At 72.4% G+C, this 24,735-nt stretch carries 24 protein-coding genes; 4 read left to right on the top strand and 20 right to left on the bottom strand.

From position 1 onward, the window contains the following. Positions 1 to 10 precede the first annotated feature (10 nt). The 8 genes from hemB to ACH54P_RS26925 form a co-directional block, all read right to left on the bottom strand. Positions 11 to 982, bottom strand: coding sequence for a porphobilinogen synthase (hemB, locus tag ACH54P_RS26890; RefSeq protein WP_489906125.1), 972 nt, complete (start codon positions 980 to 982; stop codon positions 11 to 13). 299 nt (positions 983 to 1,281) lie between these two features. After that, positions 1,282 to 2,814: a bifunctional uroporphyrinogen-III C-methyltransferase/uroporphyrinogen-III synthase gene (locus ACH54P_RS26895; protein WP_489906126.1), complete on the bottom strand. Its 1,533-nt coding sequence runs from the start codon at positions 2,812 to 2,814 to the stop codon at positions 1,282 to 1,284. Positions 2,815 to 2,899: 85 nt separating this feature from the next. Next, positions 2,900 to 3,847: a hydroxymethylbilane synthase gene (hemC, locus tag ACH54P_RS26900; protein ID WP_489906127.1), complete on the bottom strand. Its 948-nt coding sequence runs from the start codon at positions 3,845 to 3,847 to the stop codon at positions 2,900 to 2,902. A gap of 3 nt (positions 3,848 to 3,850) precedes the next feature. Continuing rightward, entirely contained in the window at positions 3,851 to 5,158 is a 1,308-nt protein-coding gene (locus tag ACH54P_RS26905; RefSeq protein ID WP_489906128.1) for a glutamyl-tRNA reductase, read from the bottom strand. Then, complete coding sequence (locus tag ACH54P_RS26910) at positions 5,155 to 6,081, bottom strand: redox-sensing transcriptional repressor Rex (RefSeq protein ID WP_489916651.1); 927 nt, start codon at positions 6,079 to 6,081, stop codon at positions 5,155 to 5,157. Before ACH54P_RS26910 ends, ACH54P_RS26905 begins: the two co-directional genes overlap by 4 nt. A gap of 230 nt (positions 6,082 to 6,311) precedes the next feature. Further along, complete coding sequence (locus ACH54P_RS26915) at positions 6,312 to 7,868, bottom strand: molybdopterin-dependent oxidoreductase (RefSeq protein WP_489906129.1); 1,557 nt, start codon at positions 7,866 to 7,868, stop codon at positions 6,312 to 6,314. A 64-nt stretch (positions 7,869 to 7,932) separates the two neighbouring features. Then, the gene (locus tag ACH54P_RS26920; protein WP_360263394.1) at positions 7,933 to 8,169 is read right to left on the bottom strand and encodes a glutaredoxin family protein; all 237 of its coding nucleotides are present in this window, start codon (positions 8,167 to 8,169) and stop codon (positions 7,933 to 7,935) included. A 19-nt stretch (positions 8,170 to 8,188) separates the two neighbouring features. Continuing rightward, positions 8,189 to 9,700 carry an AMP-binding protein gene (locus tag ACH54P_RS26925; RefSeq protein ID WP_489906130.1) on the bottom strand — a complete coding sequence of 504 codons (1,512 nt, stop codon included), beginning with the start codon at positions 9,698 to 9,700 and terminating at the stop codon, positions 8,189 to 8,191. A 315-nt stretch (positions 9,701 to 10,015) separates the two neighbouring features. On the opposite strand from ACH54P_RS26925, the gene ACH54P_RS26930 reads away from it, so the two are divergent. The 3 genes from ACH54P_RS26930 (at position 10,016) to ACH54P_RS26940 (ending at position 12,900) form a co-directional block, all read left to right on the top strand. Continuing rightward, positions 10,016 to 10,708 carry a sigma-70 family RNA polymerase sigma factor gene (locus ACH54P_RS26930; protein ID WP_489906131.1) on the top strand — a complete coding sequence of 231 codons (693 nt, stop codon included), beginning with the start codon at positions 10,016 to 10,018 and terminating at the stop codon, positions 10,706 to 10,708. 113 nt (positions 10,709 to 10,821) lie between these two features. Continuing rightward, positions 10,822 to 11,898 (top strand): DUF5667 domain-containing protein, encoded by a 1,077-nt coding sequence (locus ACH54P_RS26935; RefSeq protein ID WP_489906132.1) that lies wholly within the window; start codon positions 10,822 to 10,824, stop codon positions 11,896 to 11,898. A 99-nt stretch (positions 11,899 to 11,997) separates the two neighbouring features. After that, positions 11,998 to 12,900: an HAD family hydrolase gene (locus ACH54P_RS26940; protein ID WP_489906133.1), complete on the top strand. Its 903-nt coding sequence runs from the start codon at positions 11,998 to 12,000 to the stop codon at positions 12,898 to 12,900. Positions 12,901 to 12,903: 3 nt separating this feature from the next. Here ACH54P_RS26940 and ACH54P_RS26945 read toward each other — a convergent pair whose 3' ends face one another. From ACH54P_RS26945 to ACH54P_RS26965, 5 genes are all read right to left on the bottom strand, one after another. After that, positions 12,904 to 13,938: a lysophospholipid acyltransferase family protein gene (locus ACH54P_RS26945; RefSeq protein ID WP_489906134.1), complete on the bottom strand. Its 1,035-nt coding sequence runs from the start codon at positions 13,936 to 13,938 to the stop codon at positions 12,904 to 12,906. 74 nt (positions 13,939 to 14,012) lie between these two features. Next, on the bottom strand, positions 14,013 to 15,056 hold the full coding sequence (locus ACH54P_RS26950; RefSeq protein WP_489906135.1) for an NAD-dependent epimerase/dehydratase family protein: 1,044 nt from the start codon (positions 15,054 to 15,056) through the stop codon (positions 14,013 to 14,015). A 266-nt stretch (positions 15,057 to 15,322) separates the two neighbouring features. Further along, positions 15,323 to 15,424, bottom strand: coding sequence for a 30S ribosomal protein bS22 (locus ACH54P_RS26955; protein ID WP_007030867.1), 102 nt, complete (start codon positions 15,422 to 15,424; stop codon positions 15,323 to 15,325). Between the two features lie 154 nt (positions 15,425 to 15,578). Further along, positions 15,579 to 15,794, bottom strand: coding sequence for a helix-turn-helix domain-containing protein (locus tag ACH54P_RS26960; RefSeq protein WP_285456379.1), 216 nt, complete (start codon positions 15,792 to 15,794; stop codon positions 15,579 to 15,581). A 182-nt stretch (positions 15,795 to 15,976) separates the two neighbouring features. Further along, a complete protein-coding gene (locus tag ACH54P_RS26965; protein WP_489906136.1) occupies positions 15,977 to 16,537 on the bottom strand; it encodes a carboxymuconolactone decarboxylase family protein in 561 nt (186 codons plus the stop codon). 41 nt (positions 16,538 to 16,578) lie between these two features. On the opposite strand from ACH54P_RS26965, the gene ACH54P_RS26970 reads away from it, so the two are divergent. Then, entirely contained in the window at positions 16,579 to 16,905 is a 327-nt protein-coding gene (locus ACH54P_RS26970) for a winged helix-turn-helix transcriptional regulator (protein ID WP_489906137.1), read from the top strand. Here ACH54P_RS26970 and proC read toward each other — a convergent pair. The 7 genes from proC to ACH54P_RS27005 all read right to left on the bottom strand — a co-directional run bounded on the left by proC (position 16,893) and on the right by ACH54P_RS27005 (position 24,679). Then, positions 16,893 to 17,702 carry a pyrroline-5-carboxylate reductase gene (proC, locus tag ACH54P_RS26975; protein WP_489906138.1) on the bottom strand — a complete coding sequence of 270 codons (810 nt, stop codon included), beginning with the start codon at positions 17,700 to 17,702 and terminating at the stop codon, positions 16,893 to 16,895. The genes ACH54P_RS26970 and proC overlap by 13 nt on opposite strands. A 185-nt stretch (positions 17,703 to 17,887) precedes the next feature. Next, entirely contained in the window at positions 17,888 to 18,706 is an 819-nt protein-coding gene (locus ACH54P_RS26980; RefSeq protein WP_489906139.1) for a thioesterase family protein, read from the bottom strand. A gap of 170 nt (positions 18,707 to 18,876) precedes the next feature. Beyond that, the gene (locus ACH54P_RS26985; RefSeq protein WP_489906140.1) at positions 18,877 to 19,689 is read right to left on the bottom strand and encodes a sugar phosphate isomerase/epimerase family protein; all 813 of its coding nucleotides are present in this window, start codon (positions 19,687 to 19,689) and stop codon (positions 18,877 to 18,879) included. Positions 19,690 to 19,837: 148 nt separating this feature from the next. Further along, entirely contained in the window at positions 19,838 to 21,484 is a 1,647-nt protein-coding gene (locus ACH54P_RS26990; RefSeq protein WP_489906141.1) for an Rv0497 family membrane protein, read from the bottom strand. A 157-nt stretch (positions 21,485 to 21,641) separates the two neighbouring features. Then, complete coding sequence (locus ACH54P_RS26995) at positions 21,642 to 22,625, bottom strand: Ppx/GppA phosphatase family protein (protein ID WP_489906142.1); 984 nt, start codon at positions 22,623 to 22,625, stop codon at positions 21,642 to 21,644. 123 nt (positions 22,626 to 22,748) lie between these two features. Further along, on the bottom strand, positions 22,749 to 23,438 hold the full coding sequence (locus ACH54P_RS27000) for a response regulator transcription factor (protein ID WP_091303839.1): 690 nt from the start codon (positions 23,436 to 23,438) through the stop codon (positions 22,749 to 22,751). Beyond that, positions 23,435 to 24,679 (bottom strand): sensor histidine kinase, encoded by a 1,245-nt coding sequence (locus ACH54P_RS27005; RefSeq protein WP_489906143.1) that lies wholly within the window; start codon positions 24,677 to 24,679, stop codon positions 23,435 to 23,437. The genes ACH54P_RS27000 and ACH54P_RS27005 overlap by 4 nt, the downstream gene beginning before the upstream one ends. Between the last annotated feature and the right edge of the window lie 56 nt (positions 24,680 to 24,735).

The following is a 24,735-nucleotide window of genomic DNA, read 5'->3' on the forward strand; positions in this document are numbered from 1 at the left end:
CTCTAGCCGGTCAGTCCAGCCAGGCAGCGGCTTCGGCGGCCCAGTAGGTGAGGATCATGTCGGCGCCGGCCCGGCGGATCGAGGTGAGCACCTCGAGGACGGTCCGCTCGCGGTCCAGCCAGCCGTTCGCCGCGGCCGCCTCGACCATCGCGTACTCGCCCGAGATGTTGTACGCCGCCACCGGCACCGGCGAGATGTCCGCGGCCGCCTTGACGACGTCCAAATAGGACAGTGCGGGCTTGACCATGATCATGTCCGCGCCCTCGGCGAGGTCCAGCTCGATCTCGCGCAGCGCCTCGCGGGCGTTGCCCGGGTCCTGCTGGTAGGTCTTGCGGTCGCCCTTGAGCTGCGAGTCGACGGCCTCGCGGAAGGGGCCGTAGAACGCGCTGGCGTACTTCGCGGCGTAGGCGAGGATCGCCTTGTCGCGGTGCCCGGCCTCGTCGAGCGCGCGGCGGATGACGCCGATCTGGCCGTCCATCATCCCGGACGGCCCGAGCACGTGCGCCCCGGCTTCGGCCTGCGCGACGGCCATCTCGGCGTAGATGCGCAGGGTGGCGTCGTTGTCGACCGCGCCGTCGGCGTCGAGGACGCCGCAGTGGCCGTGGTCGGTGAACTCGTCGAGGCAGGTGTCGGCCATCAGCACGGTGGCGTCGCCGAGCTCGTGCCGCAGGTCGCGGAGGGCGACGTTGAGGATGCCGTTCTCGTCGACCCCGCCCGAGCCCTCGGCGTCGCGCGTGGCCGGGATGCCGAACAGCATGAGCCCGCCGACCCCGGCGTTGACCGCGTCGACGGCGGCCTTCCGCAGCGTGTCACGGGTGTGCTGGACAACACCCGGCATGCTCGAAATCGGCCGCGGCGCATCAAGCCCCTCGGCGACGAACATCGGGAGGATCAGCTGGCGTGGCCGCAGCGTCGTTTCGCCCACCAGCCTGCGCATGGCCGGGGTGGTGCGAAGCCTGCGGGGACGATGCTCGGGGAACACCCCTCCAAGTTACTCCGGCCGCTTTCGTCCCGGTTCCGCAAGGGTGCCCAGTGGCACGTACCGGTCGGTGAGTGGCTTGAGGCCGATCCGCCAGGGCGATTCGGTCCGGAGGTGAGCGATCACGCCGAGCGGCCCTGGTCCCGGAGGTGGCGGACGGGTCCGGACGGATTACGCCGGCGACGCGCCGCACGTCCGGCACCCCCACAGGCGGCGACAACGCGAAGTGCCGAGGACGACGGCCCCCGAAAACGAGCGAAGGCCGCCCCGGCGAACCGGGGCGGCCTTCACCAACGACGACCTCAGGAGCGGCGGGCCCGCTTGGCCTTCCGCGGCGGCGGCAGCGCACCCTCGGCCCGAAGCCGGGCCGCGTGCTCGGCCAGCGCGTCCACCAGGTGCGGCACGTCCGCCTTCTCCGGCTGGACGTCCACCCGCAGCCCGAACTCCACCGCGGTCTCGGCGGTCTTCGGGCCGATGCACGCGACCAGCGTGCGGGTGTGCGGCTTGCCGGCGATGCCGACCAGGTTCCGCACGGTCGAGGACGAGGTGAAGCAGACCGCGTCGAAGCCGCCGGTCTTGATCATCTCGCGGGTCTCGGCGGGCGGCGGCGCGGCACGGACCGTGCGGTACGCCGTCACGTCGTCAATCTCCCAGCCGCGCTCGCGCAGGCCGGCCGACAGCGTTTCGGTGGCGATGTCGGCCCGGGGCAGCAGGACGCGGTCGACCGGGTCGAGGACGTCGTCGTACGGCGGGAACTCGGCCAGGAGACCCTCCGAGGACTGCTCACCCGACGGGACCAGCTCCGGGATGATGCCGAACGAGCGCACCTTCTCCGCGGTGGCCGCGCCGACGCAGGCGATCTTCACGCCGGAGAACGCGCGGGCGTCCAGGCCGAACTCCTCGAACTTCTCCCACACCGCACGCACCGCGTTGGTGGAGGTGAAGACGATCCACTGGTAGCGGCCGTCGACCAGGCCCTTGACCGAGCGCTCCATCTGGGCCGGGCTGCGGGGCGGCTCGACCGAGATGGTCGGGACCTCGTGCGACGTCGCGCCGTGGCCGCGGAGGCGCTCGGCCATTTCGCCGGCCTGCTCCTTGGTGCGCGGCACCAGGACCTTCCAGCCGTACAGCGCGCGCGACTCCCACCACGACAGCTTCGAGCGGTGCCCGGCGGCCTGGCCGATCGTGACGATCAGCGGCCCGACGAGCTCGCCCGCGTCGTTGGCGACCTTCTCGAGCGTGGTGTCGAGGGTGCGCTGGGTGTTGATGGTGCCGTTCGCGGTCACCGCGACCGGGGTCGACGCCGGGACGCCGTTGCCCGTGAGCGCCGAAGCGGCCTCGGCCAGGTGGGCCGACGTCGCGTGCAGCACCAGCGGGCCGGGCGCGGCGGCCAGTGCCGCCCAGTCGACGTCGCCGCGGACGTCGACCTCGGTGTGCGTGCCGCCCAGCGCGACGCCCGCGTACGCCGGGACGGCCGCGCCCGGGGAAACCCCCGGGATGACGTCGAAGACGGCGCTCGTGCGCGCGACCGCCTGGACCTCGGCCACCACGGCCGGGGTGGTCAGCGGGTCGCCCGCGACCAGCCGCAGCACCAGCCGGCCGGCCTTGGCCTCGCCGGTGAGGTCCTTGGCGACCTCGGCCGCCTCGCCGACGGCCGGCCGGACCTCGGCGCCTTCGGCGGCCATGGCCAGCACGGCCTGGGGCACGTCGGGGTCGGTCACCACGACCTCGGCCTTGGCGAGCAGTTCCTGGGCACGGACCGTGAGCAGGCCGGCGTCGCCGGGCCCGGAGCCCACGAACGCTACGCGCCCGGTGGTCTTTCGCGCGGGGGTCATCTGTGCGTTTCTCCTCTAGCGGCGGCCGTGCGGGGTCGCACGGACGCAGGTCTCCTACACGTCTTTTCGAGCGCTCGCGAGAGCGCTACTGAGCGGGACCGGAGAGGGCTCCGGCTCCGAGGTCCAGCAGCTCGGCGGCCAGGTCCTTGCCCAGCTGGGCGGCCTGGTGCTTGTCGGCCAGCGCGATGGCCCGGACCATGTCCACCGCGCCGTCCTCGCCCTCGATCGCGGCGGTGCCGCGCAGCGAGATCCGTTCCACGACCTTGCCCTCGGCGTCGAGATCTTCGACGATCTCGGCGAGCGCGCCCACCGGCGCGCTGCACCCCGCCTCGAGCGCGGCCAGCAGCGCACGCTCGGCCGTCACCGCGGCCCGCGTGCCCTCGTCGTCCAACGTGGATGCGAGCAGGTGCTCGAGGTCCACGTCGGCGGTCCGGCACTCCACCGCCAGCGCGCCCTGGGCGGGCGCGGGCAGCATCTGGATCGGGTCGAGGGTCTCGGTGATCACCTCGGCCAGTCCGACCCTGGCCAGTCCGGCACGCGCCAGCACCACGGCATCCAGCTCGCCGTCGGTCACCTTGCGCATGCGGGTGTCGATATTGCCGCGAATCGGCACGATTTCCAAACCGAGACCCAGCGCGTGCAGCTGCGCGGTGCGCCGCGCGGCGCCGGTGCCCACCTTCGAACCCGGCGGCAGCTCGCCCAGCGTCAGCCCGTCGCGCGCGACCAGCGCGTCCCGCGGGTCCTCGCGCGGCGGCACGGCAGCGAGCGTGATGCCCGGCTCGGGCGCGGTCGGCAGGTCCTTGTACGAGTGGACGATGACGTCGACCTCGTTGCGCAGCAACGCTTCCCGCAGCGCGGAGGTGAACACGCCGACGCCGATCGTCGAGATGGGCGCCATCGACTTGTCGCCGGGGGTGGTCACCTTGACGATCTCGACCTCGGCACCGGTGGCGCGCAGGGCGTCGGCGACGATCCCGGTCTGGGTGAGCGCGAGCTTCGAACCGCGCGTGCCCATGCGAATGACTCTGGTCACTTACTACTTCTTCTCTGGTGGGGGCGTCGGGCTCGCCACCGCGGCGGGTGCCTGCGGGTCGAGGCAGAACAGTTCTCGCAACGCGTTCGCGTAGTCGGTCTCGGCCGTCTCGGCGGCCAGCTGCTTGACCCGCACCGTCGGCGCGTGGAGCAGCTTGTCGACCACCCGGCGCACCGTGCGGCCGACCTCTTCCCGGACACCCGGTTCGAGGTCGGGCAGCCGGTGGTCGAGCCGCAGCAGTTCGGCGTCGACGACCTCGGCCGCGCGCCGCCGCAGCGCCGTCACGGTCGGGGTGACCTCGGCGCTGCGCTGCCCGGCGAGGTAGTCGCGGACCTCGTCGAGGACGATCCCGGTCGCCTTGGCGGTCTGGCGCTCGGTGGTCGGCGTCCCGGCTTCCCGCATCCGGCGCTGGATGGTGGCCAGGTCGACGACGCGGACGTCGGCGAGCTCACCGACCGCCGGGTCGACGTCGCGGGGCAGGCCCAGGTCGCAGACGACCAGGGCGCGGCCGCCGCGGGGCAGCACGTGGTCCGGGCCGAAGACGGCGTCCTGGGCGCCGGTGCAGCAGATCACGACGTCGGCTTCGCGGACCGCCTCGGCGACGCCGGACAGCGGGACCGCGCGGGCCGCCACGCCCTGCTCGGTGACGTTCGCGGCGAGCCGTCGGGCGCGGGCGTCGGTGCGGTTGGCCACGGTGATCTCGCCGATCCCGGCCTTGCGCAGCTGCGACGCGCTCAGCGCGCCCATCGATCCAGCGCCGACGATGACGGCGTGCTTGCCGCTGACGTCGCCGGCCGCGGCGAGTGCTTCGGACACGACCGACGCGCCGAGGGCGTCGAGGCCGGTCTCGCTGTGCACGCGCTTGCCGACGCGCAGCGTGGTCTGGATCAGCTCGTGCAGCGTCCGGCCGACCGTGCCGACCTCGCGCGCGGTGGCGTACGCGGAGCGGACCTGGCCGAGGATCTGCGTCTCGCCCACGACCATCGAGTCCAGGCCGGAGGTGACGGAGAAGAGGTGCTCGACGGCCGCGCCCGCGTAGTGCACGTACAGGCTGTCGTAGAGCTCGGCCGGTTCCATCCCGGCCTGGCGCGAAAGCACCTCGGAGACGTCGTTGAGGCCGCCGTGGAAGGTCTCGACGACCGCGTAGACCTCGATGCGGTTGCAGGTCGAGACGAGCATGACCTCACTGATGTGCTCGGCCTGCTGCAGCTCGTGCAGCACCTTGCCCACCTCGGGCGCGGGGACCGCGACGCGCTCCAGCGTGCTCAGCTCCGCACTGCGATGCGAAAGCCCGACCGCCAACACGCTCATGAGCGCACCACCATTCCCCGTCCGCTGTCCGGACCCGTGCCGTTCCGCCCGCCGCCGTTGCCATTGTCGGACGGCGTACCACTGGCGGGTAATCCGGAATTGCCCTGATTACCGGCGGCTGGAGCCTCACTGTCCGCACGGCGGGCCACATGGAACGAGAGTATCTGCAGCTCGACGGCCAAATCCACTTTGCGGACCTCGATGTGAGCAGGAACCTGCAGCACGACCGGGGCGAAGTTGAGGATGCACTGGACACCGCCCGCGACCAGGCGGTCACACACCGACTGCGCGGCGGTGGGCGGGGTGGCGATCACGCCGATGGAGATGCCGCGCTCGGCGCAGATCCGCGGGATGTCGTCCATGTGGGACACCGGGAGGCCGCCGACCGGCACGCCGATCAGGTCCGGGTCCAGGTCGAACAGCGCTTCGACCGGGAAACCGCGCCCCGGGAAGCCGCCGTAGTTGGCCAGCGCGTGGCCCAGGTTGCCGATCCCGACCACGGCCACCTTGTGCTGGCGGGTCAGCCCCAGGATGCGCTCGATCTGGCTGACCAGGACGCTGACTTCGTAGCCGACGCCGCGGGTGCCGTACGAGCCGAGGTAGGACAGATCTTTGCGCAATTTGGCGGAATTGACGCCGGCGGCCTGTGACAGCTCTTCGCTCGAAACGGTCGTCGCGCCCTGCTCGGACATTCCGGACAACACGCGGAGGTAGACGGCGAGGCGGGCGACGGCGGCCTCGGGGATCTGCTTCGCCCGGACGGCCTCGGGGGCATCCCCGTTGCGGCCGCCGGCGTCGGCGGGTACCGCGGGCATTTCGGCGGTCGGCGCGTTGTCGGCGTCCGGGGTGTCCTGGCGACGGGACCGTCGCGGCGGTCGGCCCGGGGAGCCCGCGTCGTCGCGCCTCCCCCGCTGTGTCACCACGCCCGTCGTCTCCTGCCCGCTGTGCACCCGGCGACCATCGCCACGGCCGCTCCGAACTGTGTCTTGACCCAGGGCGCGGGGTCCGGTTTGATGCGGACCGCCCGGGGGCGATGGTCCTACGGTAGACCACTTGTGAACGCGTGCACAAAGTCACTGGTCGGAGGCGGTTCCGACGCCGCCGAGATCATGACACCGCGTCAGAATCCTTGCCCGCCAGGCACTTCCGGCGGTCAGCTCGCGTCGAGGCTGACCGAGTGCCAGCCCGTGGCGCCGTCGGGGACCGGGTCGGCGCGGTTTTCGGTCTGCGTGTAACCGTCCTGATCGGTCGCCCGGACGGCCGCCTGGTGCGCGCCCTTCGGCACGTCCAGCTCGATCCACCACATCCGCCAGGTGTCCTTGCTCACCTCGGCCGACAGCGTCGCCGGCTGCCACGGCCCCTGGTCGAGCCGGACCTCCACCTTCGCGATGCCGGTGTGCTGCGCCCACGCCGTGCCGGCCAGGCGGACCTTGCCCGCGCTCACCCGCGCGAACCCGCTCGGGGTGTCGATCCGGGACTCGGTCTTGATCGGCGCCTGCTCGGCCCAGCCCCGGTTGAGCCAGTACGCCTGCCGCGCGTCCCACTTCGTGAATTCGAGCGATTCGACCCACTTCGTCGCCGAGACGTAGCCGTAGAGGCCGGGGATGACGATCCGGGCCGGGAAGCCGTGCTCGACCGGCAGCGGCTCGCCGTTCATGCCGATCGCCAGCATCGCGCCGCGGGCCGGGTCGAGCGCGACGTTCGCCGGGGTGCCGCACGTCCAGCCGTCGACGCTGGTGGCGAACATCTGCTCGGCGCCCGCCTGCACCCCGGCTTCGTCGAGCAGGTCCACGAGGTCGACGCCGAGCCAGGTCGCGTTCGAGATCAGCGGCCCGCCGACCTCGTTGGACACGCAGGTCAGCGTCACCCGCCGCTCGACCAGCGGCCGGTTGCGGATGTCGGCGTAGGAGAAGGTCACCTCGCGGTCGACCATGCCGTGGATCTTCAGGCTCCAGTCCTCCGTGCGGATCTGGGGCACGACCAGCGCGGTGTCGATGCGGTAGAAGTCCGGGTTCGGCGTGATGAACGGCGGCGAGCCGAGCTTCGCGAAGTCGGCGTCCGGCGGCAGCGGCGGCGCGGTGCGCGCGGGCACGAGCGGCCCGACGGCGGCCCGGGAGTCCTCGGCGTTCGAGCTGGTCCCGGCCACCTGGCCGACCACCGCCGCGATCCCCGAACCCGCGGCGACGCCGAGGCCGGCGCGCAGGAACTTCCGCCGGTCGAAGCCCCGGTCGTGCACGAGTTCGGCGGGCAGGGCGATCCGGTGCAGGAAGGTGAAGACCCCGAGCCCGGCGACCAGGGCGGCCACCGGCGCGAGCAGCGAGACCTGCCCGAGGTCGCTGCGCGCGTACACGGCCGCGACGCCGGCGGCGCCGAGCAGGACGACGAGCACCTGCCCGGCGCGCGGGGTCCGGCGCGAGAGCTGGCCGGCCAGGAGCGCGAACAGGACCAGCACGACGCCGAGCCCGATCTTGAGCACCGGCTTGTCCCAGGTGCCCAGCGTCCGCTCGGCCCACTTCACGATGCCGGTCGGGCTGTGGTCGATGACGTAGTTCGCGACCGCGATGAACGGCGAAGCGGTGTAGCCGACGAAGCCCGCGACGAGGTGCCCGACGCCGAGGGCCGCGGCCAGCGCGAGAAGCCCGATGAGGGTGGCGACGGGCAGCGAAAGCCGCCTGGGGGCTTCGGGCGGCGCTTCCTGCAGTGTGCTCACGCCTCCATCTTCGGAGCACTCGCTCCGGATGGCTGCCCGATGTGGCTTACGGACGTGTTACGGCTCAGGCCAGCGCCCGGCGCAGCCGGTCCTCTTCGACGCGCCAGTACCCGTGCTCGGCCCCGTCCACCAGGATCACCGGGACCCGGTCGCCGTACTCCGCCCGCCACTCCGGGTCCGTGTCGACGTCCTCCGCCTTCCACGCGACCCCCAGCTCGCCGCAGATCCGGGCGACGTCCGCCTCCGCGACCTCGCAGAGGTGGCAGCCGTCCCGGCCCATGACCGTCACTTCGTGCGCCATGACGTCCTTACTACCGCAACTACCGCAGCCGCACGCGGCGCAGCTTGCCGGTGGCCGAGTGCGGCAGCGACTCGGCGAACTCGACCGCGTGCGGCACCTTGTACCCGGCCAGGTGGGCCGCGCAGTGGTCGACGACCTGCTGCTCGGACAGCGACGCCCCGGGCGCGGGCACGACGAACGCCTTCACCGCTTCGCCGCTCCGCTCGTCGACCACGCCGACGACGGCGGCTTCGGCCACCTCCGGCAGCTGCCCGATGACCTCTTCGACTTCGCGCGGGAAGACGTTGAAGCCGTTCACGATGACCAGGTCGTTGGCCCGGTCGACCAGGTGCAGGTCGCCGTCGGTGTCGAGGTAGCCGACGTCGCCGGTGCGGAACCAGCCCCCCTCGCCGGGACCGTGGTCACCATCGGGCCAGTACCCGGAGAACAGGTTCGCGCCGCGGATCGACACCAGCCCGGTTTCGCCTTCGGCCTCGAAGACGTCGTCGACGTCGTCGGGGTCGAGCGGCACGGCCTGGTCGGTGCCGTCGCTGTCCACCAGCCGCAGCTCGATCCCCGGCAGCGGGCGGCCGACCGAGCCCGGCTTCGGGTAGCCGGTGACCAGCGTCGACGTCACCACCGGCGCGCATTCGGTCAGGCCGTAGCCCTCGAAGACGTCGAGGCCGGTGGCCTCGCGGATCGCCGACAGCACCTTCGGGTGCAGCGGCGCGGCGCCGGACGTCATCCGCCGGACGGTGGCCAGCCCGCGGCGGAGCTCGTCGGTGCCGAGCGCCGCGAACTCGCCGTACATCGTCGGGACCCCGGTGATCGAGGTGACGCGGTATTCGGCGCAGTCGTCCAGCGTGCGCTGCGCTTCGAAGCGCTCCGAGAGGATCGCGGTCGCCCCGACGGAGGTGGCCTGCAGCAGGCCCGGCCCCAGGCCGTAGACGTGGAAGAGCGGAATGGTGATCAGCACGCGGTTGTCGTGCTCGAGGACGCCTTCGACGCCGCTGATCTGCCCGAGGTTCGCCAGCAGCGCACGGTGCGACAGCATCACCCCGCGCGGCGGCCCGGTGGTGCCGGACGTGTACGAAATGACCGCGATGTCCTCACCGGACCGGCCCGCGTCGACGAATTCGACTACTCCATCCGGGTCAGCTTCCGGCGTGAGGCCGCTCACTCCGTCCGGCAGGGCCGCGTCCGCGTCGCGCTGGATGACAACCTTGGCACCGCTGTGGTCGAGCAGCTTCTCGAGTTCGGGTCCGGGCGCCTGCGGCGACAGCGGCACGACGATGGCCCCGGCCCGGAGCGCACCGAAGAAGGCGACCACGAAGTCCACCGACGTCGGCAGCCGCAGGGCGACCCGGTCGCCGGGCTCGACGCCGGCGTCCGCGAGCCGCCTGGCCTGGGCCTGGGCGGCGGCCTCGGTCTCGCGGTAGGTCAGGCCCCGCCCGGTGCCGGTCTCGCGCACGGCCGGGTGGTCCGGCCACGTGGCCGCGGCCCGCGTGAGCACCCCGCCGACCCCCGCCTGCGTCCCCTCTGGAGCACTCACCCGCGGTCCACCTCTCCTCGCCCGGCCAAACCGTTGCAAGTCTGTCATCCGAAGCGACGTCATGGGTGCTGACCGCGAGCGTCGCCCCTTCGCAACCCCGTAGCCACTACCTACTTCGCGGTAACTACACGTATGCTGCACTGCGTCGCGCCGGTGGTGTTGATCACCACCACGCGACCGGAGAGAGGGAGTCGCCGTGACGAACTTGCCTGCCCACGAGGTCGTGGGGCATGCGAGCCGGCAGGCCCCTGCTCGCCGGGGTTCCGGGGGTTCCGTGGCCCGCTGGGCCGAAGCCGCCGCCGGAGGTGCCGCCCGATGACCGTCCCGACCGCCGTCAGCCGCGGGCCCGTCTTCATGTTCGCCGAGCGCGTGTTCGGGCGACCGTCCGCCGTGCCGCTGAGCAGGCAGGCGTCCGACGACGAGCGCGCCGAGGCGGCGAAGGCCGAGGCCTGGGAGCTGGTGCGCGCCGCGCAGGACGGCGACACGTCCGCGTTCGGCCGGCTCTACGACCGCTACGTCGACGTCGTCTACCGCTACGTGCTGTTCCGCCTCGGCGACCGCGACCTCGCCGAGGACGTCACCAGCGAGACGTTCCTGCGCGCGCTGCGCCGGATCACGTCGGTGAGCTACCAGGGACGGGACGTCGGCGCCTGGTTCGTCACCATCGCCCGCAACCTCGTGCTCGACCACGTGAAGTCGAGCCGGTTCAAGCTCGAGGTCGTCACCGACGAGGTCACCGAACCCGGATCGGCGCCGTTCAGCGTCGGCGCGACCGCGCAGGCGGGCCCCGAGCAGGAGGCGATCAGCCGCGCCACCCGCGCCGAGCTGCTGCGCTGCGTCGCGGAGCTGGGCGACGACCAGCGGGAGTGCATCATCCTGCGGTTCCTGCAGGGACTGTCCGTGGCGGAGACGGCCGAAATCATGAACCGCAACGAGGGCGCGATCAAGGCGCTGCAGCACCGCGCGGTACGCCGTTTGGCACAACTGCTGCCCACCGGATTGCGCTGAACCCGCGAACTTTTCTGCTCATCGACCGAAACCGGTAACCCTGGCGGCTTCTGGATCGTTACTCCTGCCAGACCGGTGTCAGGACCGGCCAAGGCCCGAGATGGAGCAGCGCAGTGAGGTTTGCGCGTGAGCGAGCCGACATCGAGCGGTTCGCGCGTGCCCTGGAGCCGTCCCCGGTACGCCGGGACGGCGAGTTCGCCGACGAACTGGCCCTCGTCGGTGCCCTGCGCGACCTCGGCGCGGCCGGGGCCCCGGACCTGGAGACCCGGCAGCGGATCCGCGCGGAGATCGCGGGCCGCCTCGAAACGGCGGCGGCCACCACCCCACGTCGGAGGTGGCGGCCGCGGACCGCCGACCTGGTGGCCGCCGCGCTGTTCCTCGTCCTCGTCCTCTCCGGACTGACCATGGTGCTCTCCCGGAACGCGTTGCCGGGTGATCCGCTGTACGGCGTGAAGCGCGCCGGGGAGACGACGGCGCTGAACCTCACCTTCGGTGACCAGGCGAAGGCGCAGAAGCACCTCGAGTTCGCCACCAACCGGATCACCGAGCTCGGCGAGCTGGCCGCGGAAGGCGCGGGCGAAGCCGACTACCGGACCGCGTACGAAGACTTCGCCGCCGACCTGCGGGCCGGCGTCGCCCAGATGGCGACGGTGGCGACCAGCGACGGCAGCGGCGCCCAGGCGCTGTCCGACGTCCGGCTGTGGGCGCGCAACCAGGCGGCACGGCTGGCGGCCCAGCCGCTGCCGGCGGACGCGGCCCCGGTGTTCGATGACGTTCGCGACCTGCTCGGCAAGGTCCAGGAGCGCACGAGCGGGCTGGCGGCCCGGATGAGCTGCTACGAGATCACCACCGGCACGTCCGACGAGCTGGGCCTGCTGCCGGCGACGGGCGCGTGCACGGAGCGGCCGGTGGTGCCGCAGGCGGGCGTCCCGTCGTCGCAGCCGACCGAGCCGTCGTCGTCGTCGGAGGAGAGCACGGCCCCGGCACCGACGGGCACGCCGCTGCCCCCGTCCGACTCCGCGGCGACCCCGGGCCTCCCCACGCCGACCGGTGGCGTGACGCCCCCGCCGGTGTACGGCCAAGTGCCGACCACGACGCGGCCGTCGGCGCCGACCCCCACGACGTCCCCGCCACCGCTGGTTTCGATCCCGCCGTTGCTGCCGGGTCTGCCGCCGATCGTGATCGGCTGAGGCACGGACCACACCTGCGACGGTGCGGTGGGCGGCTCGCTACCCTGTGCGAAGGACCCGGGACGTGGCCGGACGTGGGCAGACGTGGAGGCGGTGTGCGTGTCAGCTTGGCGTGGCAGGGATAAGAGTCAGGAGCTGGAACGGCTCGCCGCGCTCGCGGGCGAGGCGTCGGCCGAGGCCGCCCACGCCCGAGTGGTTTCCGAAGCCGCCGAGCCGCCCGCCCCGCCCGCACCGCCGGACCTCACCGCCGCCGCCTTCTTCGACGTCGACAACACGATGATGATGGGCGCGTCGATCTTCTACTTCGCCCGCGGGCTCGCGGCGCGCAAGTTCTTCACGTCGTCGGACCTGGCCGGTTTCGTCTGGGGCCAGATCAAGTTCCGCCTCGGCGGCCGGGAGAACAAAGAGGACATCAAGACCCACCGCGAACGCGCACTGTCCTTTGTGGCCGGCCGCACGGTGGCGGAGCTGACGTCGATCAGCGAAGAGATCTACGACGAGCTGATGGCGGACAAGATCTGGTCCGGCACGCGCGCGCTGGCCCAGATGCACCTGGACGCGGGCCAGCGCGTCTGGCTGGTGACGGCCACCCCGATCGAGCTGGCGGCGATCATCTCCCGCCGCCTCGGCCTGACGGGAGCGCTGGGCACGGTCGCCGAGACGAAGGACGGCGTCTACACCGGCCGCCTGGTGGGCGACCTCCTGCACGGCCGCGCGAAGGCCCACGCGGTCCGGGCACTGGCGTCCCGGGAGGGCCTGAACCTGAAGCGCTGCACGGCTTATTCCGACTCGGCCAACGACATCCCGATGCTGTCGGCGGTGGGCACGGCGGTGGCGGTCAACCCGGACGGCGGGCTGCGGGACGTGGCCCGGGCGCGCGGGTGGGAGATCCGCGACTTCCGGACCGGGCGCAAGGCGGCGAAGATCGGGGTGCCGTCGGTGCTGGGAGCGGGCGCGCTGGCCGGCGCGGTGGCGGCCGGCATGGCCTACCGCCGCCGCTGAACCTCAGCCGCGGAAGACGGACTTCCGCTGCGAAAGCCGCTGGTAGAGCGTCTGCTGGATCGACTCCCGCACCTGGTCCGTCAGCTGGAACACCAGCATCGGGTCCTCCACGGCCTCCGGGCCGTAGGAATCCGTCGCGATCGGCTCGCCGAACTCGATGCTCCACTTCGTCGGCAGCGGGATCGCGCCGAGCGGGCCGAGCAGCGGGAAGAACGGCGTCACCGGGAAGTACGGGAGGCCGAACATCCGCGCCAGCAGCTTGATGTCGCCGAGCTTGGGGTAGATCTCCTCGGCGCCGATGACCGACACCGGGATGATCGGCACGCCCGCGCGCAGCGCCGCCGACACGAAGCCGCCGCGGCCGAAGCGCTGGAGCTTGTAGCGGGACGAGAACGGCTTTCCGATGCCCTTGAAGCCCTCCGGCCACACGCCGACGAGCTCACCGCCCCGCAGCAGGCGTTCGGCGTCCGCGTTGCAGGCCAGCGTCTGGCCGGACTTGCGGGCGAACGAACCCACCAGCGGCACCTGGAACACCAGGTCGGCGCCGAGGCCGCGCAGGTGGCGGCCGCCCGTCTCGTCGTGGACCGCCACCGCCGTCATCAGCGAGTCGAGCGGCAAGGTGCCCGAGTGGTTGGACACCAGCAGCGCCCCGCCCGACGCCGGGAGGTTCTCGACGCCGTACGTGTCGACGCGGAACCACTTCCGGTACAGCGCACGCAGCGGCGGGAGGAACACGGCGTCGGTCAGCTCGGCGTCGAAGCCGAACTCGTCGACGGTGTAGTCGCCCGTCAGCCGGTCGCGGATGAAGCCGAGCGCGGACCGGGCCGCGTCCGAGAGGATCTCGGGGGCCTGGGCCGCACCGGGGAAGGCGACGACCGGGGCCGCCCGCCGGGCTTCGTCTTGCCGGGCTGCTTCCTGTTCGCGCAGGTCCTGCTGCGCCGCCACCGCTTCCGGCTTCTCCCGGCCCGGCCCGTGCAGGGGGATGACCTGCGCTTCGGCACCGCCCACCGTCTCCGCCTCGCTTTCGAAGTCGTCCAAGTCGTGCGGTCTGTGACATCCGGAGCTTCGCTCCGGGCCGGGGGCTCCGCCACCCGGACCCCCGGAAAACCCGCTTACCGGCTCTGCCCGGTCGCCGCGGCGACGAGCACCTTGCCGGCCAGGCCCGCCAGCTTGCCGCCGTCGAGCACCGGCCGGAGCCCGCGTCCGACGATGTAGTCGTCGAACGCCTCTCGCGTCGTCCACCGCGGCGTGTACCCGAACTCCTGCTTCAGCTTGGTGATGTCGACGACCCGGCCGAAGTTCAACAGCCGGACCTGGTCGGCGGAGAAGTCGACCACGCGGGCACCGCGCAGGACCTTGCCGACCGACGGCACCACGCTCCGCGGCATCGGCAGCTCGACCCGGCCTGCCCGCCGGATCGCCTGCGAGAGGGTGAGTACCCCTTCCGAGCCGACGTTAAAGACGCCGGGCCGGTCGATCAGCGTGGCCCGCTCCAGCACGGCCAGCGCGTCCGCGGCGTGCAGCAGCTGGATGCGCGCGTCATAGCCGAACACCGTCGGCACGACCGGCAGCGCGAAGTAGCGGGAAAGGACGGTGTCGGTCTCGGGACCGATGATGTTGGCGAAGCGGAACAACGTCGTGGTGATGTCGGGCCGGCGCCGCACCAGGCCGCGCACGTACCCCTCCATCTCGACGGCGTCCTTCGCGTAGCCGCTGGTCGACGTCGGGATGAGCTCGGAGTCCTCGGTGAACACCGCCTGCGAGCGGGCGCCGGCGCCGTAGACCGCCGCCGTCGACTTGACCACCAGCTTGCGGACGAGCGGGGAGCGCTGGCACGCGGCCAGCAGCCGCATCGTGCCGATGACGTTGACTTCCTTGATCGCCGTGCGGCGCCCCGGCCCGGCCGGGTGCGCGGTGCAGGAGGCGTGCACCACCGTGTCGACGTTGGCGGTGCTGATCACCTTGGCTATCAACGGGTTCCTGATATCCGCGCGGACGAACTCCGCGTGGCCCATGCGCTGGAGGACCGTCTTGTCCGGCGGGACCGTGTCGACACCGATGACCCGCTCGAAGTCGGGGTTGTTGCCCAGCCGGGCGAGCAGTTTCCCGCCCAGTTCCCCGGCGACGCCGGTGACGAGCACGATGTTCGACGGCATACGACTCCCTGCGGCGTAGGGCGTGTGGGGGGTGGACGATCACCCGAGGTGCGCGAACCTGCACTCACTGGAAGCATCGCGCGGACGCCCTTGAGATGTTACCGCTCTTCAGTGGTAGCTCCGGGGTGTCTTACGTGCTATTAACCGCTATTCCCCCGGAAAGCGACGAACGCCTCACTCGAACGGGGGGATCCGGCCCACCACATGGACGTGGCCCGCCCAGAGACTGGACGGGCCACGGCTACGCACGGCTTTGACAGGCAGAGTTACTTGCCGGCCTTCCGACGCTGCACTCGCGTGCGGCGCAGCAGCTTGCGGTGCTTCTTCTTCGACATGCGCTTACGGCGCTTCTTGATCACAGAGCCCATGGGCGCTCCTTAGGTCGTCGTCGGTCACGCTGCCCGGCGCAGCGTCCAACGGGTGGAGCGCACAGGCACGAGCGGTCTTTTAGGTTACCCGTGGTGCTTCGCGGGCCGGTCAGCGGGCACGTCGTAAGCGACGTGCCGCCGGCCGCGACGTGGATCAGCCCACGTCGTAATAGGCACCCTGCAGGTACTCGTGCACTGCTTTTTCCGGCACCCGGAAGGACTTCCCAACCCTGACGGCGGGCAGCTCACCCGAGTGCACGAGACGGTAGACGGTCATCTTGGAGACCCGCATCAGCGTGGCCACTTCGGCGACCGTCAGGAACTGGACCTGCCCGACTGCGGGCAGCTCCTCCTTCTTGTTCGGCGACATGTTTACCGCGTCCTTCGACACGTGTCGCGCCACGAGGCTTCCCCACCTGTGGTATCGACACGCACGTGCTCTATCGAGAGTAGCGGGACTGGTGGGACTAATGCGACGCCTGTCACCGAGATGGGCCCCTACCAGCGCTAACGCACAAGCACCCGGGCGTGCAAGACCTCCGGAATCGCCCATTACGGCGAATCCGGGCGCTCGGTGCCCGGTTCGAGGGGCAGCCGCAGCGCCCGGACGGTGAACGAGACGGCGTGGTACCAGCCGCAGACGAGCAGCAGGTCGAGGGCGCCGTCCTCGCCGATGGCGGCGACGAGGTCCGCCCAGGTCCCGTCGGCGAGGTCGTGGGTGGCGTGCAGTTCGTCGACGGCCGTCAGCACCGCGCGGTCCCCCGCGTCCCAGCACTCGTCGGCCGGGCTGCCGGCGGCGAGCGAGCGGACCTGCACGGCGTCGAGCCCGGCCTTGTCGGCGAAGGTCGCGAGGTGCACGCCCCACTCGTAGTCGGCGCCGCACAGCGCGGTCGTCCGGTCGATGACCAGCTCACGCTGCCGGACGGTCAGCGCCGACTGCCGCGAGAAGTAGTACCGGCCCCAGTCCGCGACACCCCTGGCCAGCTCCGGGCGGCGGGCCCAGACGCGGAACAGCGCGATCGGCGGCCCGAGCCGGTCGAGCGCCTCGGCCGCCTCGACGTCGAACGGCGGCTCGAGGGGCACGATCCGCGACTGCTTCGATTTCAGAGGCATACCGGGCAAGGTAACATCGGCGCTTCGGAAAGGAAAGCACGATGACCCCACTCCCGGGCCGCCCCGTCCGCGGCTCGACGACCGGCCGCCCGGTCATGGCGCTGCTCGACCTGCTCGGCAGGCGGTGGACGCTGCGGATCCTCTGGGAGCTGCGCGACGACGCGACGCCGACGTTCCGCGTGCTCCAGCAGCGCTGCGACGGGGTGTCGTCCAGCGTGCTGGCCACCCGGCTGCGCGAACTGGGCGAAGCGGACCTGGTCGAGCACGCCGAGGGCTACTCGCTCACCGACCAGGGCCGTTCGTTGTTCGGGACGCTGGTCCAGCTGGACGCCTGGGCGGCGGGCTGGCGGCCGCGTCAGCCTTCGTGAGCCTTGCCCAGCTCCACGGACCGGTCCTTGGCGGCCTCGATGGCCGCCAGCATCGCCGCGCGGACGCCGTGCTTCTCCAGCTCGCGGATGGCGTTGATGGTCGTCCCGGCGGGCGACGTCACGGCCTCGCGCAGCAGCACCGGGTGCTCCTCCGACTCGGCGAGCATCTTCGCCGCCCCGACGGCCGACTGGATGATCAGCTGCCCGGCCAGCGCCCGCGGCAGGCCCAGCAGGATCCCGGCGTCGATCATGGCCTCGACCAGGTAGAAGAAGTACGCCGGGCCGGAGCCGGACAACGCCGTGACGGCGTCCTGCTGCGCTTCCGGCACCTCGACGACCTGGCCGACGTGGGAGAGCAGGTCCTTGACCACGGCCAGGTGCTCCGCGGTGGCGTGCTTGCCGGCGGAGATGGCGCTCATGGCCTCGTTGACCAGCATGGGCGTGTTCGGCATGACCCGGACGACGGGAACGCCCTCGGCCAGCCGCCGCTCGTACAGCGACGTCGGCAGCCCCGCGCACAGCGAGACGACGAGCGAGTTCGGGCCGAGCAGCGGCGCCAGCTCATCGAGCACGGGCTCGATGTCCTGCGGCTTCACGGCGACGACCAGGACATCGGCCCGCTTGGCCGCTTCCTCGACCTCGACGCCGCGGATGCCGTAGCGCGTGGTCAGCTCCTCGACGCGCGCCGGGTACCGCTCGGTGAAGAGGAGGTCGCCCGCCTGGTGGCCGCCGTGCAGCAGCCCCGAGAGCAACGCTTCGCCGATCTTGCCCGCACCCAGCACCGCGATGACCGTCATGCCGTAAAGCGTGCCAAACGCCGCTCAGCCGCCTGGTGCCGGGGCGAGCCCCAGCTGCCAGGCCCGGCAGGGATCAGACGACCGCCCGGGCTCAGCGGCCCAGCCGGCCGCACCCGGCAGCCCGGCCGAGGCCGCAGCGGCGGCCGCGCGACACGCGGCCCGCGCCCAGCCACCAGCGCCGGACCTCAGCCGCCTGGTGCCGGGGCGAGACCCAGCTGCCGGGCCTGGCACACCAGCCGGCCCTGGGAGTCCACCACCGTGGCGTCCGAGTCGAACCACGACTCGTGGACCGAGCGGGACTCCACCACCACCCGCAACCAGCCCGGGGCCGGGCGGGTCCGCAGCAACGCCGTCAACTGGACCGTCGGTGCCCAGCCGATCCGGCCGAGGTTCATCACCACCGGGGGGTTCACGTCGGACGCCAGCAGCGTGAAGTACGGATCCACCAGCCCGTGGCGCGGCCGGACCCACAGCCGCATCCGGGGTGGCTCGCCCGTGCGGCCCGCCAGGTAGCCCGCGGTCGCCGGGTCGAGGCGGACTTCGCAGCCCTTCGCCAGGTTGAACGGGCCTTCCGTGCTCTCGGCCATCGCGAGCGCGCCGGGGGACGGCTCGGCGGGCATCGACGGCACGTCCGTCCACTCCGGGCGCCGCATCGGCAGCCGGCCGGTCGTCACCCTGGCCTCGACGCAGCTGCGGCCACGCTGTTCCAGCCGGACCTCGACCACCGTCGCGCGGCGGCCGACCTTCCGGACGTCCGTGCGCAGCAGCACCGGGCCGAGCGCGGGCGCGTGCAGGAACTCCGCGCTGACCACCAGCGGCTCGGCGTGCGGCTCACCGCGTTCGTGCAGCGCGGCGATCGCCGCCTTGGCCAGCAGGGCCAGCAGGAAACCCCCGTGCGGGTGCGAGCCGATGGCCCATTCCGCACGCAGCACCGCGGTGAAGGTGCCGTCCCCCAGCGACCGCGCCGCACTCGCCGTGTCGAAGGACACGGTGGTGCCGTCCATTCCGCTCACGAACGCGCGGTCCCGTCCGCACCCGTCCCGATCGGGGAATTGGGGTCCTGACCGGAAACGGCGGAGATCAACGAGCGCAACGGGTTCACAGTCGGAACTTTACGGGTTTCACCGGCGGAAATGGAGACGGGACCAGTCGTGTCCCGCCCGAACGTGCGCACTTATTGCCCGAGGTGGAATCGCGCGAACAGGAGGGCCTCGGCCAAATCGCGGACCCGCTGGGCGGCGTTGACGGCGTGCCGGGTGTTGATCTCCAGCACGATCTGCCCGGCGAAACCGCTGCTGACCAGCTTTTCGAGCACCGCGGCGCAAGGCTGATCACCCCGTCCGGGCACCAGGTGTTCGTCCTTCGGGACGCCGGTGCCGTCCGCCAGATGGAGGTGTGTGAGACCCTCCCCCATCCGCTCCGCCAGCGCCAGCGCGTCCATCCCGGCTGCCGCTGTGTGGGACAGGTCGAGCGTGTAGTGCCGGAAACCGACGTCCGTCGGGTCGATCGAAGGCCGGAACGCGGACACCCGGGAATTCCGGGAACCGCCCGGCGGGCGGACCTTGAACATGTTCTCGACGGCGATTTCGATCCCGCTGGACTCTTCCAGTTCGTCGACGAGATCGCCGAACGCGTCGCCGTACCGGCGTTGCCAGCGGAACGGCGGGTGCACCACGACCGTGCGCGCCCCGAGCTCGTGGGCGGCGTCGACCGACATCCGCAGCCGCACCACCGGGTCCGGCGACCAGATCCGCTGCGTGATCAGCAGCGACGGCGAGTGGATCGACAGCACGGGCACCCCGGTCCGGCGCGACCAGCGGCGCAGCGCGGTGATGTCCTGGCTGACCGGGTCGGCCCAGACCATCACCTCGACGCCGTCGTAGCCGAGTTCGGCGGCGAGCTCGAAGGCCGTGCCGGCGCGCAGGGGCCACACGGACGCCGTGCTCAGGCCGACCGGGACCGGCTTTTCGTCTCTCACGCGCGCCATCCTGCCTCGTCACCGAGGGTGCGGAGCAGCGGCGTGCGCCGAAGGGGACCCGGATCTCGGTGCTCGCCCGCACCGGACGCGCCCCGGGGCCTTCGCCGCGCTACGCGCTCGCGAAAACCTCGGGGTCCTACGGTGTCCCCTTCGGGCGTCAGCGGCCGACGAGCAGCAAGGCCGCCGGGGACACCGTCACGACCAGGCCGACCAGCACCGCCAGCACCGTGGTCTGCAGGTCCTCGGCCCGGCGGATCTTCCGGACGATCCAGACCAGCGCGACGACCACGAGCAGCGCCGCGATCAGCGCGGCGGCCGGGATGTTCACCCAGAGCCAGTTGAAGCCGAGCCAGACGGCGGCACCGCCGACGACGCCCATCGCCAGCTGGCCGGCCAGCGCCAGCCACTGCTTGCCGGGTGAGCCCGCGGGCACCGGCTCCGCGGCCGGCTCCGGCGCGTCCTCGTACTCGTCGTCTTCGTAGCCTTCGCCCTGCTCGTAGCCGTACTCGTCCTGCTCGAAGTCCGGGCCGTCCGGCGGGTAGCCGTCGGCGAACTCGCGCTCGTAGGGCTCGAGGTCGTCCGGGATCGGCGTCCGCGCGGCGCGGTCGCCGGGCGCGAACGGCATCGGCGGCGGGTACGTGCCGGTCGGCGGGCCCGCGTCGTAGGCGGCCTGGTAGCCGCTGGACTCCGGGGCGAAGCCGTCGGGCTCGAAGTCGTCCTCGGGGTAGCCGTCGTCCGGGGTGTCGGTGGGCACCACCGGCATGACGCCGATCTCGGTGTCCTCCAGCTGCTCCTTCTGGCGGCGCTTGCGCCAGTTCGCCAGCCCGGCGGGCGACTCGGGCGGCCCGCCCTTCTTCGGCTTCGGCTTGACCGGCGGCGGCTCCTCGTCGTGGACGGCGGAGAACTGCTCGGTGTGCGCCTCGGGCTTCGGCTCCGGACGGCGCGACGGCGCTCGCCGCGGACGGCCGGGCGCGGCCGGTGGCGTCGCGAAGGTGCCGCTGGCCATCGGACCCGGCGGCACGTCGATGTCGGCGTCGGGGGTGCCGTTCAGGCCGTCGAGCCGGGCCGACAGCGGTCCGGCGGGCGGCGGCACCGGCAGCTGCTGCGACGGCTGGGGCGGCGGCGGGGTGGGCAGCTGCTGCGAAGGCTGCGGCGGCGCCGGGCGGCGCCGGACCGGCGGGACGGCCGCACGGGTCTCCTCGGCCGCCGGCGGCGGCGGGACCGGCAGCTGCTGCGAAGGCGGGGGCGGCGGCTGGCGCCGGGGCGCGGCGCGCGGCGGCACCGGCAGCGGCCCCGACTCCTGCGGCCGCGGCGGCGCGGGCGGCGGCTCCGGCGGGCGCGCGAACTGCCCGGACTCCTGGGGCGGCCGGGCGAACTGGCCCGACTCCTGCGGCACCGGGCGCGCGTACTGGCCGGACTCGGCCCCACCGGGCGCGGGCCGCGCCGGGGGCGGCGGCACCGGCCGCGGCAGGGGCTGGGAGTCCTGCGGGACCGCGCGGGGCGCGGGCGGTGGCGGGGACGACGGCTCGGCGCGGCGCCGTCCGGCGGGCCGCGCGGGCGGGGCCGGCGGGGGCGGTGCGCCTTCGGCGGCCACCCGGTCGATGATCGCCTGCGGTCCGGTGTCGCTCACGCCCGGCCGCCGGTGCGTGCCGGTCGTGCCGGTGGGCTCGGGGGTGCCGGGCTCGTCGTCGTCCTCGGCCGCACGCCGACGGCGACGGCGGGTGCCGTCGACCTGGGCACCGTGCTGGGCGAGCAGCTCAGCCACGGTCTTCTGCGGCTGGTCGCCTCCGGTCTGGTCCGTCATACCTGGTAATCCCCTGCGCGCTCCGGGTCCTCGGCACTCGGCGAAGCGGTACCCGACGGCACACCGGCGGCGCCGCGCGCGCTGTACACCGACCTTTGCATGTCCGTCATCTCTCCACCGTGCCCGTCTTCTGTCTCCGAAGTCCAGCCGCGTGCTTTCACCGGTCCTCCTGTGCGCCGAAGCGCGCCACGAGAGCGGCTCCAGTCTCATCCGCGCCGTTGGAATGGTCCAGCCGCCGCAGGATGACACCCTCTCGCAGAGCCCACGGGCAGATCTCGAGTTCCGGCAATCCGAGCGCCCGCATCGTGGCCTGCGCGACGAGCGCGCCCGCCACCAGCTGGTGCGATCGGCTCGAGCTGACGCCCTCCAGCTGCGCGAGATCGGCCGACGGCATCCGCGAGATGAAGGCCAGGAGCTGGCGCAATGCCGTGTCCGTGAGCGTACGTCGCACGCGGGGGCCCGCCGCCGAGGGGGCGGCGCCGGTCAGCCGGGCGAGGGAGCGGAACGTCTTCGACGTCGCCACGACGCGGTCCGGTTCACCCCATTTGGTGACCTTCCGCGCGAGCTCGGTGAGCTGGTCGTCCAGCCACGCCGACGTCGCGACCAGCTCCGAGCGCGTCGGCGGGTCGTGCCGGAAGCGGGTGCGCGTCGTGCGGCCGGCGCCCAGCGGCAGGGATTCGGCCAGCACGGGCTCTTCGTCGCGGCCCATCGCGATCTCCAGCGAGCCGCCGCCGATGTCGAGCACCAGCAGCTGCCCCGCCGACCAGCCGTACCAGCGGCGGACGGCGAGGAAGGTCAGCCGGGCCTCGTCGGTGCCGGAGAGCACCTGCAGGTCGACGCCGGTCTTGTCGGCCACGCGGGCCAGCACCTTGGCGGAGTTCTTCGCCTCCCGGACCGCGGAGGTCGCGAACGCCATCACTTCTTCGCAGCCGAGCCGGGCGGCGGCTTCCTTCGCGGATTCGACCGCGGTCACGAGCTCGTCGGCGCCGGCCTTGCTGAGCTCCCCACCGGGGGTGATCTGCTCGGCCAGGCGGAGCACGGACTTTTCGGAATGCATCGGGGTCGGGTGGGCGCCACGGTGGGCGTCGACCACGAGCAGGTGGACGGTGTTGGAACCGACGTCGAGTACCCCTAGGCGCACGGGGGTCCAGGGTACCGGGCTCAGCGGCAGGTCTCGAACATGTAACCAACAACACTCGGTGCGGTACCGCCCCGGCGCGCCTCCGAGGAACGCGCGCAGGGGCCGTACCACCGCAAAGGGGACCTACGTCTCGAACTTGTAGCCCAGGCCCCGCACGGTCACGAGGTGCCGCGGCGAGCCCGGGTCCGGTTCGATCTTCGAGCGCAGCCGCTTCACGTGGACGTCGAGCGTCTTGGTGTCGCCGACGTAGTCCGCGCCCCACACCCGGTCGATGAGCTGGCCGCGGGTGAGCACCCGGCCGACGTTGCGGAGCAGGTACTCGAGGAGGTCGAACTCCTTGAGCGGGAGCGACACCTCGGCGCCGTCCACAGTGACCACGTGCCGCTCGACGTCCATCCGCACCGGACCGGCCGAGAGCACCAGCGGGGCCAGCTCGCCGTCCGAGCCCGGCTCGCCGCCGCGGCGCAGCACCGCGCGGACCCGCGCGATGAGCTCCCGCGCCGAATACGGCTTGGTGACGTAGTCGTCCGCGCCGAGTTCGAGGCCGACAACCTTGTCGATTTCGCTGTCGCGCGCGGTCACCATGATCACCGGCACGGCGGAGCGCTGGCGCAGCTGCTTGCAGACGTCGGTGCCGCTCATCCCGGGCAGCATGAGGTCGAGCAGCACGATGTCGGCACCGTTGCGGTCGAACTCCTCCAGCGCGGCCTGGCCGGTGCCGGCCACGGCCGCGGTGAACCCTTCCTTGCGCAGCAGGAAGGCGAGGGGGTCGGCGAACGACTCCTCGTCCTCGACGATGAGAACCCTGGTCACAGGTTTCCTCCATGATCTGGGCTGTCCTGCCCGGTAACCACGAGCCTCGGGGTGCGCTCGGGGGTCTTCTCCTGCCGAGGTGCCGGCGAGGTCTGCTTGCCGGCCTTCACCGGCTCGGGGGCGGGCTCGGACCGCACGTGCGCGGGGATGCGCAGCGTGAACGTCGAACCGGTGCCCGGACGGCTCCACAGCCCGACCGAGCCGCCGTGGTTGGCCGCGACGTGCTTGACGATCGCCAGGCCCAGCCCGGTGCCGCCGGTGGCCCGGGAGCGGGCCTTGTCGGCTCGGTAGAAGCGCTCGAACACGCGCTGCTGCTCGTCCTCGGCGATGCCGATGCCGCGGTCGGTGACGGCGATCTCGACCATCCCGTCGGCGAGCCGCCTGCTGATCGAGACCGGGCTGCCGGCCGGCGAGTACGCCACGGCGTTCTCCAGCAGGTTCGACAGCGCGGTGACCAGCAACGTGCGGTCGCCCTCGACGAGCAGGCCGCTGGCCGTGTCGGTGGTGACGCTGATGTCGGCGGACTCGGCCGACAGCGTGGTGCGGCCGAGCGCCTCGCGGACGACCGCGTCGACCTCGACGACGTTGAGGTCGGGCAGCCGTTCGGCGCCCTGCAGCCGCGACAGCGCGATCAGCTCGGTGACGAGCTGGCCGAGCCGCGTGGACTCGCGCAGGATCTTGCCGCCGAAGCGGCGGACCTCCTCGACGTCCTCCGCGGCGTCGAGGACGGCCTCGGTGAGCAGCGCGATCGCGCCGACCGGGGTCTTGAGCTCGTGGCTGACGTTGGCGACGAAGTCGCGGCGGACGGCCTCCAGCCGGATGGCCTCGGAGTGGTCGACGGCCTCGACGACGGTGAAGCCGTCGCCGAGGGGCCGGACCTGGCCGAGCACCGCCTCCGGCTGGCGGCCGCGCGCCTCCAGCGGCGAGAGGTCGATCTCCAGGGCCTCGTCGGTTTCGACAACCTGCTCGGCGGCCTTGCGGGCCCGCGGGTCGGCCTGGTTGACCTTGACCAGCCCCAGCTCGTAGGCCCGCGGGTTGTGCAGGAGCATGTCGCCGAACCTGTTGAGCACGACGACGCCGTTGTTCGACGACCGGACCAGCCGTTCGAGGAGTTCCGCGACGGTCGGGCCCGGCGGCCGGGCTGCTTCGTGCCGGGTCCGCGCCCGGGCGACGAAGTAACCGGCCACCGCACCGGCCACCAGTGCTCCGATGGCCAGTGCGAGTGAAACAGGCGTGGTCACAGGCCGATCGTAAGCTGTGATGTGGGCTTTCGGCCTAGCGTTGTCCGCCTTGTCGT

This window comes from Amycolatopsis sp. N2S4-7, assembly GCF_058119595.1.

Bases quoted from the DNA above. Each gene is read 5' to 3' on its own strand.
- ACH54P_RS26905 (WP_489906128.1), bottom strand. From the start codon at position 5,158: ATGAGCGTGTTGGCGGTCGGGCTTTCGCATCGCAGTGCGGAGCTGAGC.
- ACH54P_RS26970 (WP_489906137.1), top strand. From the start codon at position 16,579: ATGACCCCACTCCCGGGCCGCCCCGTCCGCGGCTCGACGACCGGCCGC.
- proC (WP_489906138.1), bottom strand. From the start codon at position 17,702: ATGACGGTCATCGCGGTGCTGGGTGCGGGCAAGATCGGCGAAGCGTTG.
- ACH54P_RS26965 (WP_489906136.1), bottom strand. From the start codon at position 16,537: ATGCCTCTGAAATCGAAGCAGTCGCGGATCGTGCCCCTCGAGCCGCCG.
- ACH54P_RS26985 (WP_489906140.1), bottom strand. From the start codon at position 19,689: ATGGCGCGCGTGAGAGACGAAAAGCCGGTCCCGGTCGGCCTGAGCACG.
- ACH54P_RS26950 (WP_489906135.1), bottom strand. From the start codon at position 15,056: ATGCCGTCGAACATCGTGCTCGTCACCGGCGTCGCCGGGGAACTGGGC.
- ACH54P_RS26960 (WP_285456379.1), bottom strand. From the start codon at position 15,794: ATGTCGCCGAACAAGAAGGAGGAGCTGCCCGCAGTCGGGCAGGTCCAG.
- ACH54P_RS26980 (WP_489906139.1), bottom strand. From the start codon at position 18,706: ATGGACGGCACCACCGTGTCCTTCGACACGGCGAGTGCGGCGCGGTCG.
- ACH54P_RS26920 (WP_360263394.1), bottom strand. From the start codon at position 8,169: ATGGCGCACGAAGTGACGGTCATGGGCCGGGACGGCTGCCACCTCTGC.
- ACH54P_RS26930 (WP_489906131.1), top strand. From the start codon at position 10,016: ATGACCGTCCCGACCGCCGTCAGCCGCGGGCCCGTCTTCATGTTCGCC.
- ACH54P_RS26955 (WP_007030867.1), bottom strand. From the start codon at position 15,424: ATGGGCTCTGTGATCAAGAAGCGCCGTAAGCGCATGTCGAAGAAGAAG.
- ACH54P_RS26895 (WP_489906126.1), bottom strand. From the start codon at position 2,814: ATGACCCCCGCGCGAAAGACCACCGGGCGCGTAGCGTTCGTGGGCTCC.
- ACH54P_RS26990 (WP_489906141.1), bottom strand. From the start codon at position 21,484: ATGACGGACCAGACCGGAGGCGACCAGCCGCAGAAGACCGTGGCTGAG.